Origin of the sequence: Sinomonas sp. (assembly GCF_036848755.1) — a bacterium.
Classification (GTDB): Bacteria; Actinomycetota; Actinomycetes; order Actinomycetales; family Micrococcaceae; genus Sinomonas.
Map to the genome: position 1 here is coordinate 1 of NZ_DAIUJO010000147.1, position 7,351 is coordinate 7,351.

Annotated in this window: 6 protein-coding genes, 6 tRNA genes and 1 riboswitch; of the genes, 5 read left to right on the forward strand and 7 right to left on the reverse strand. The window is 70.0% G+C overall.

Translation table 11 applies throughout. The annotated features are described in order from the left end of the window. From ribD to V7053_RS16890, 7 genes are all read right to left on the reverse strand, one after another. Nucleotides 1-1,073: bifunctional diaminohydroxyphosphoribosylaminopyrimidine deaminase/5-amino-6-(5-phosphoribosylamino)uracil reductase RibD (gene ribD / locus V7053_RS16860; protein WP_334173430.1), on the reverse strand; the 1,073-nt coding region annotated here is incomplete at its 3' end. A 149-nt stretch (nt 1,074-1,222) separates the two neighbouring features. Next, nucleotides 1,223-1,363: riboswitch (FMN riboswitch) on the reverse strand. A 160-nt stretch (nt 1,364-1,523) separates the two neighbouring features. After that, nucleotides 1,524-2,192, reverse strand: coding sequence for a ribulose-phosphate 3-epimerase (gene rpe / locus V7053_RS16865; protein ID WP_334173431.1), 669 nt, complete (start codon nt 2,190-2,192; stop codon nt 1,524-1,526). Beyond that, the gene (locus V7053_RS16870) at nt 2,193-3,800 is read right to left on the reverse strand and encodes an RsmB/NOP family class I SAM-dependent RNA methyltransferase (RefSeq protein WP_334173432.1); all 1,608 of its coding nucleotides are present in this window, start codon (nt 3,798-3,800) and stop codon (nt 2,193-2,195) included. Continuing rightward, nucleotides 3,797-4,759, reverse strand: a complete 963-nt coding sequence (locus V7053_RS16875; protein WP_334173433.1) for a methionyl-tRNA formyltransferase — start codon at nt 4,757-4,759, stop codon at nt 3,797-3,799. Before V7053_RS16875 ends, V7053_RS16870 begins: the two co-directional genes overlap by 4 nt. Then, nucleotides 4,756-5,370 (reverse strand): peptide deformylase, encoded by a 615-nt coding sequence (gene def / locus V7053_RS16880; RefSeq protein WP_334173434.1) that lies wholly within the window; start codon nt 5,368-5,370, stop codon nt 4,756-4,758. The genes V7053_RS16875 and def overlap by 4 nt, the downstream gene beginning before the upstream one ends. A gap of 43 nt (nt 5,371-5,413) precedes the next feature. Continuing rightward, the gene (locus V7053_RS16885) at nt 5,414-6,328 is read right to left on the reverse strand and encodes a cytochrome (protein WP_334173435.1); all 915 of its coding nucleotides are present in this window, start codon (nt 6,326-6,328) and stop codon (nt 5,414-5,416) included. 121 nt (nt 6,329-6,449) lie between these two features. After that, nucleotides 6,450-6,521: transfer RNA gene (locus V7053_RS16890), tRNA-Val, on the reverse strand. A gap of 311 nt (nt 6,522-6,832) precedes the next feature. Between V7053_RS16890 and V7053_RS16895 the strand changes: the two genes are divergently transcribed. The 5 genes from V7053_RS16895 (at nt 6,833) to V7053_RS16915 (ending at nt 7,350) form a co-directional block, all read left to right on the forward strand. Next, nucleotides 6,833-6,905, forward strand: a tRNA-Gly gene (locus tag V7053_RS16895). Nucleotides 6,906-6,945: 40 nt separating this feature from the next. Beyond that, nucleotides 6,946-7,016 (forward strand) — tRNA-Cys (locus V7053_RS16900). 35 nt (nt 7,017-7,051) lie between these two features. Continuing rightward, nucleotides 7,052-7,123, forward strand: a tRNA-Val gene (locus V7053_RS16905). Nucleotides 7,124-7,147: 24 nt separating this feature from the next. Beyond that, nucleotides 7,148-7,220, forward strand: a tRNA-Gly gene (locus V7053_RS16910). Between the two features lie 58 nt (nt 7,221-7,278). After that, a tRNA-Val gene (locus tag V7053_RS16915) sits at nt 7,279-7,350 on the forward strand. Nucleotide 7,351: the final 1 nt, after the last annotated feature.

A 7,351-nucleotide genomic window follows, 5' to 3' on the forward strand; every position in this document is an offset into this window, starting at 1 on the left:
GTGGCCTGAGCGGCCGCGGTGGCTGGGCGGAGGTGCAGCCGGAGGTCGGCGCCGAGGCGGCGAACCGCTCCCCCGCCGGTCTCGTCCCAGTCCCAGTGCTGGGCGTCGGCCAGGGTCCTGATGCCCAGGTCAGCCACGGAGGTCTTTCCCGACCCGAGCAGGATCGGTGCTTGGTAGACGATGAGCTCATCGACGAGGCCGGCCGAGAGGAACGCGGCGATGATCCGCGAGCCGCCCTCGACCATCACATGGCGCGCTCCGAGGTCGAAGAGCAGCCCGAGTGCCTCAGCGGGATCCTGGGTGCGGAGGTGGACGAACCGGCCGTCGCCTCCACGGACCGCAGCCTGTCCGGGCACCTCGCGCAATCCCATCACGGCACGCATCGGCTGATGCTCGAGAAGGTCGCCGTCCTCGCCGCGGGCGGTGAGCCGCGGATTGTCGACGGCGACGGTCTGGCTTCCGACGAGGATCGCGTCGATTCGTCCCCGGAGGGCGTGGTTGTCTGCGAGGGACGGCGGGCACGTGATCCACTGGCTGGTCCCGTCCTCGGCGGCGATCCGGGCGTCGAGGGTCTGCGCGATGTGGAGTGTCACGAACGGGCGCCGGTCCCGCACCGCCGCGAGCCAGCGCTCGTTGAGGCGCACGGCCTCCCCGGCCAGCAGGCCGGCGTCGACGGCGATCCCCGCCTCGCGCAGCGTCCGGGCGCCACCCGAGGCGACGTCGTGGGGGTCGTCGATCGCGTAGACGACCCGCCCAACCCGAGCGCGGATGAGTGCTTGCGCGCAGGGACCGGTCCGGCCGGTGTGGTTGCACGGTTCGAGCGTGACGTACATGGTCGCGCTCGTCAGGTCGATGCCTGCGCGCTGGGCATTTCGGATGGCGTCCGCCTCGGCGTGGGCCGTCCCGGAGCCCCGGTGGAAGCCCGTGGCAAGGAGCCTGCCGTCTGCGCCGACGGCGACCGCTCCCACGAGCGGGTTGGCGCCGCGGACACCCTGCGCCGCGAGTTCGAGGGCCTCGCCCATGCGCGACGTGTCCTCCGCCGTCCACCTGGGGGTCGAAGCGGAGGCGCTCATGAAACGGCCTCCGGCTGCCCTGAAGGCAGCATCGAGGGCCGACCTGCGAAGAGCCACTGCTTGATGTCCATCGCAACCTTCCTTTCCGGACCGCAGCGGCTCCGGGGTTGCGACAGAAGCGGCACGCCAGCGTGGCGCACCGCAGACTGCACGTGCTTCTCCCATCCAGACTCTGACTGTCGGTACCGGAATTCCACCGGTTCAACCGAAAGTTCGCTCCTTTGCGAGCGGACCATCGGGTCGCGGACTGTCACCGCCGGTTCGGACTTTCACCGACCCCGGAGCACGTTCATTGCTGTGGCCGGCTGCCTTCCCCGCTGGCTTTCCCACCAGCCGTCCCCGAGAGGGGATGGTTCAGCTGCCGGCCATTCACATTGTGGCACATGACGTACCTGCACCCGTGACAGGACGTCATCTGCGTAGTGTTCGCTTCGAGCGGACGGTGTCGGCTCAGGCGCCGACGCTCGCCTCCGCGGCCGCGCGCAGCGCTTCGACCGCCGCGGCGGGGTCCTCAGCGCCGTACACGGCCGATCCGGCGACGAACACGTCCGCTCCGGCCGCGGCAGCGCGCTCGATCGTCGACGAGGAGATCCCGCCGTCCACCTGAATCGCGACCTTGGCGCCACTCCCGTCGACGGCGGCGCGTGCCTTGCGGATCTTCGGCAGCGTCACGTCGAGGAACGCCTGACCGCCGAACCCGGGCTCGACCGTCATCACGAGGAGCATGTCGATCTCCGAGAGCATGTCGAGATAGGGCTCGACGGCGGTCGAAGGGCGAAGCGCCATCCCCGCCTTGGATCCGCGGGCCCGCAGCTCCCGGGCGAGCTTGATGGGCGCGATGGCGGCCTCGGCGTGGAACGTGACCGATGCCAGGCCCAGGTCGGCGTACAGCGGGGCCCAGCGATCGGCGTCGGCGATCATGAGGTGCGCGTCGATCGGAAGTGGGCTGACGGCCTGGAGCCGCTCGACGACCGGTAGCCCCAGAGTGAGGTTCGGCACGAAGTGGTTGTCCATGACATCGACGTGCACGGCGTCCGCCGTCGCGATGCGCGAGAGCTCCGCCTGAAGATTTGCGAAGTCCGCGGACAGGATGCTCGGGTGGATGCTGCAGCGGCTCACTCAGGACTCCTTGCTGGGTGCGTCGGTCGGGGCGCCCGCGTCGCGGCGCTTGCGGAAGAGGGCAAGGAACATCGCGTCCGTGCCATGGACGTGGGGCCAGAGCTGGGCGGTCCGCTCATGACCTGCGCCCAGCGGGCGGAGGGCGACCGCGTCGAGCGCCTCACCGGCGTCGAGCTCCTCGATGTCGGAGCGACGGCGCAGCGCGTCCTGTACGACGGCGATCGTTTCGGCCGGATGCGGGGAGCACGTCACGTAGCCGACGACGCCCCCCGGTGCGGCGGCGTCGATCGCCGCGTCGAGCAGCTCGCGCTGGAGCGGTGCAAGCCCGGCAAGGTCCTCAGGCGTCCGTCGCCACCGCGATTCCGGCCGACGCCGGAGCGCGCCCAGTCCGCTGCACGGCACGTCTGCTATCACGCGAGCGAACGTACCGCGGAGCTCCGGATCGAGTGTTCGGCCGTCCCCCGTGCGTACCGACCACGCCTCAGCGGGCACTGGCCGCAACGCCTGCCGGACGAGCTCCGCGCGGTGCTCGGCCGGTTCGTTCGCAAGCAGCACCGCCCCGCGCTCCGCTGCGAGGGCGCCGAGAAGAGCGGCTTTGCCGCCCGGGCCAGCGCACAGATCCAGCCAACGCTCGCCTGTTCCGGCGTCGAGGGCGTCCTCCCCGATGGGCGCAGCCGCGACCGCACGGGCAACCAGCTGCGAGCCCACGTCCTGGACGCGCACCGTACCGCTCCGCACGGAGGACCAACGGCCCAGATCGCCGCCAGAGGAGAGCGCGGAACCCTCGACCAGCTCCCCGGCTGCGGCCCCCTGCTCGAGTACCTCGTCCAGGTCGCCGATTCCGGGGAGAGCCACGAGGTTGACGACGGGGGCCGCGTTGTCGGCCTCGAGCAACGCGTCCATCTCGGAAGTCGGTCGCCCGTGGGCCGCGAGGGATTGGCGCAGGGCACGAACAATCCACACGGGGTGCGCGTGGCGGATCGCAGCCGCCTCCGTCTCGTCGGCCGTCGTCGTGAGCTCATCGAGCCACTCTTCGAGGCTCCGCTCGCTCACGCGGCGCAGCACGGCGTTCACCAGGGAACCGGGCCCGGCGCCGATCACGGCGCGCGTCAGGGCGACCGTCTGGTTCAGGGCCGCGTGGGGAGGAACGCGCATGGCCAGAAGCTGATGGGCTCCCAGACGCAGAGCGTCGAGCACACCGGGGTCGAGCCGGTCGAGCGGACGGTCGACACATCGGTCGAGAATCGCGTCGTACATCCCCTGGCCCCGGAGCGCCCCGTAGGCAAGCTCGGTCGCGAACGCGGCGTCCCGGCGGTCGAGCCGGTGGTGGCGGATGCGCACTGGGAGGACGAGGTTCGCGTACGCGTCGTCGCGGGAGACCGCGCGGAGCACCTCGAACGCGACGAGGCGCGCGGGGTCTGCCATCCGGGAGCGCTGGCTCGGTGCCTGTTGGCTGAAGCGCCGCGGGGCGGATCCTCCGCGGTTCCTCTCCCGGCCCTGGTCGTTCCGCCGTTCGCCCGCCGGTCGGCCACCCTGGTTCCTGCCTGCGTCGCGCTGGCCGCCGCTGCCGCGCCGTCCATCCGTCGGACCAGATCCCCCTGCCGTCATCCGAACCTCATTCCGTCCGTGTTCCACGCACCGCGAGCCCAGTCGGCGGCCGCCATCATCTTCTTCCCCGCGGGCTGCACGCGGGCCAGCTCGAGGGCGTGGGTCGCCGTGCCCACGAGAAGCACCTTGCCGTCCCAGGCGAGGACGCCGGGGGCGAGGCCCTCGACGTCTGGCCGGAGCCGTGGGGGCTCGAGCTTGATGCGCTCGCCATCGAGCACGGTCCACGCCCCGGGCTCCGGCGTCACCCCCCGCGCACGCCGTTCGAGCGCGCGGGCCGGCTGGCTCCAGTCGAGCCGACCGTCGTCGAGCGAGAGCTTGGGGGCATAGGTGGGCTCTCCCTCCTGCGGCCGTGGCGCCAGACTCCCGTCCACGATCCCCTCAAGCGTCCTCTTCAGGAGGCCGGCGCCGCTCTCGGCGAGTTCGGCGAGCAGCTCCCCCGCCGTCACGTCGGGTCGAGGGGTCACCGCCAGCGTTCCGTAGACCGGACCCGTGTCGAGGCCCTCTTCGAGTCGGAAAGTCGAGGCACCGACGACGTCGTCGCCGTGGATGAGCGAATGCTGAACAGGGGCGGCACCCCGCCACGCCGGGAGCAGCGAGAAGTGCAGGTTCACCCAGCCGCGGCGCGGTACCCCGAGCGCAGCCGGGGGAACGAGGCCCCCGTACGCGACGATCGCCGCTACGTCGGGGGCCAGCGCGGCGAGCTGGGACGTGACATCCGCGGTGATCCGCGAGGCCTTGATGATGGGCAGGCCGAGCTCTGCGGCCCGGACCGCGACGGGCGACGGCGTGAGGACACGTCTTCGTCCGATCGGGGCGTCCGGGCGGGTCAGGACCCCGACGAGCTCCAAGCCCGTGCTTCCGGTGTCTCCACCCTCCTCTCCGCTGGCGCGAAGGCCACCGGCGAGGCAGTCAAGGGACGGGACCGCGACCGCTGGCGTTCCAGCGAAGAGTACCCTCACGCGGTGGCCCCTGCCCCTCGCGGTGCGGGGGCGCCGAAGGAGCCGCCACCGAAGGACGCACCATTGCCGAACGCCGAGCCGACGTGGCTCGCGCGCTTCGTGACTGTCTGGCCCGCGACGCTCGAGTAGTCGAGAGCGCGGATGGCGCGCTGTGCCGCCCGGCGGTCATCCCCTTCCAGCCGGTCGACAAAGAGCACGCCGTCAAGGTGGTCGGTCTCGTGCTGGAAGGCTCTGGCCAGCATTCCCTCGGCCGCGATTTCCACGGGGTTGCCGTGCAGGTCGTAGCCGCGCGCCTGCACAGCACGGCGCCGCCGTACGGGGAACGCCACGCCCGGAATGCTCAGGCACCCCTCGACGACGTCCTCCTGGAAATCGTCCGAGAGCGTGAGGACGGGGTTCACGAGATGCCCCTGCTGGCCGTCGATCTGATAGGTGAACACCCGCTGCCCCACGCCAATCTGGGGGGCAGCGAGGCCCGCCCCGTCGACGTCCTCCATCGTCTCCATCATGTCCGCGACGAGACGCTCGAGTTCGGGCCCGAATTCGGTCACGGGGTCCGCGGGCGTGCGCAGCACGGGGTCGCCAATGATCCGGATGGGCAGGATGGCCATGGCGGGAGGAGCCTTTCGACGCGGGTGGAGGACTGCGCCAAGTCTAGTCGCCGGCGCCCGGCACAGAGGGCGGGGCCGCCACCGGCGTCGGCTGCGCGGGCAGCGGGACGCGCGGAGGTGGCGGAGGCAGCGGCAGAAGTGTGCGCCCGGCCGCAGCCACCTCGACCCGGGCCTCCCAGACGCGGCGAAGCCCGCAGAACGTGATCCAGTGGTGTCGGCGGACCTCGGGATTCACTCGGACAGCCGCGAACTCGGTCTCGCCCACTGCGACGGCCACGAGGAGTGGATCCTCTCCGTACTTCCAGGGCTCCCACTCGCCCGAGGCCGGGTCGACCACGCCCTCTTCGGCCTTCATGCCCGCAACGAGCTGCATCGCCACCTTCTCGTCGGGCGGCTTCACGCGGCCGTCTCGGGTCGTGCCCTTCGTCTTGTAGTCGATGAGGCAGATCCTCCCGTTGATCCGCGCCACGAGGTCCAGCGTTCCGGCGTAGCCCACGGACGCGTTCCACACCGTCTGCTCGGCCGCGATCGGCTCCACCCCGAAACTGTCCCACCACCGCTCGACACTCACGGCGAAGCCGTCCTCACCGTGGGAACGGAGGAGTTCGCGCGCTTCGGCGAGCTGGTGGGGGCGCCCGAGTTCACGGAGGGCCAGCTGCTCCGCGAACGCGTGGACGCGGTCGCCGCGCTGCGCGGCGGCCCGCGCATACTCCTCCGAGGCATCGACGGCGGTCCGAACGAGCTGCCGGATCCTCGCAGGGCTGTCGAGCGCTGTGCGCAGCTCGGGATGATCGGCGACGTGCCGCGCCGCCATGTAGCTGCGCCACCCGTCCAAGTCCAGTGGCTGCTGGGCGATGACAGTCGTGATGGAGGGGACGCTGGGATCGGCCGCAAGCGAGCGCCGATACATCCTGCCAAGACCGTCGGGAGACTGTGCGGCAAGGCCGGGAACTGTCATGGGGGAACCCTTTCACGCGGGTCCGACAATGTAGCGGGTCCGACTCTAGAAGCGCGTCTGTAGAAGCGCGACAGGAGAACTCGACAAAAGGACCCCTGGACGGAGTCCAGGGGTCCATCGGTGGGCGATACTGGGTTCGAACCAGTGACCTCTTCGGTGTGAACGAAGCGCGCTACCACTGCGCCAATCGCCCGTCCCGCCCGTCGCCGAGCGCTCTACGACTCTAGCCCACGGAACCGGCCGATCTCAAATTCCCTCCCGGAGCCCACTGCCGATCGCGACCCGGCCCTGCACCGAGAATTGCACGCCTGTGGTTCCTCTCCGTGGACGGCCTCGCGGTGCCCGTCGCGATTTGTGCAATGACCTCGGGTCCTATAGAGTCTTTACTCGTTGAAGCGCGGCCTGAGGGCTGGCCGAAGACCCGAGAATTTCACTGAAGAATCTGACTGAGAGTCTCACTGAACGGATCGGGTCCCGGAGGCACCGTGGCCACGCGAAAACCCTGCGGACGTAGCTCAGTTGGTAGAGCACCACCTTGCCAAGGTGGATGTCGCGAGTTCGAATCTCGTCGTCCGCTCGCAGGACACTGTCGGAAGCATCCTCAGGGATGCCAACACGGTGGGGTGGCCGAGAGGCGAGGCAGCGGCCTGCAAAGCCGTATACGCGGGTTCGAATCCCGTCCCCACCTCGGTGCAATCCTGATTCCCGGTTCCTCGGGATTCCGGGCGATTGGCGCAGCGGTAGCGCGCTTCCCTGACACGGAAGAGGTCACTGGTTCGATCCCAGTATCGCCCACGGAGAAGCTTTCGGGCTTCCCCTGCGGACGTAGCTCAGTTGGTAGAGCACCACCTTGCCAAGGTGGATGTCGCGAGTTCGAATCTCGTCGTCCGCTCTGTTCTTCTTAAGGGGAAAACGTTCCGATGGGGGCTCGTTCCCGGGGAGAAGAGCTTGGGCGATTGGCGCAGCGGTAGCGCGCTTCCCTGACACGGAAGAGGTCACTGGTTCGATCCCAGTATCGCCCAC

Bases quoted from the DNA above. Each gene is read 5' to 3' on its own strand.
- V7053_RS16870 (WP_334173432.1), bottom strand. From the start codon at position 3,800: ATGACGGCAGGGGGATCTGGTCCGACGGATGGACGGCGCGGCAGCGGC.
- def (WP_334173434.1), bottom strand. From the start codon at position 5,370: ATGGCCATCCTGCCCATCCGGATCATTGGCGACCCCGTGCTGCGCACG.
- V7053_RS16885 (WP_334173435.1), bottom strand. From the start codon at position 6,328: ATGACAGTTCCCGGCCTTGCCGCACAGTCTCCCGACGGTCTTGGCAGG.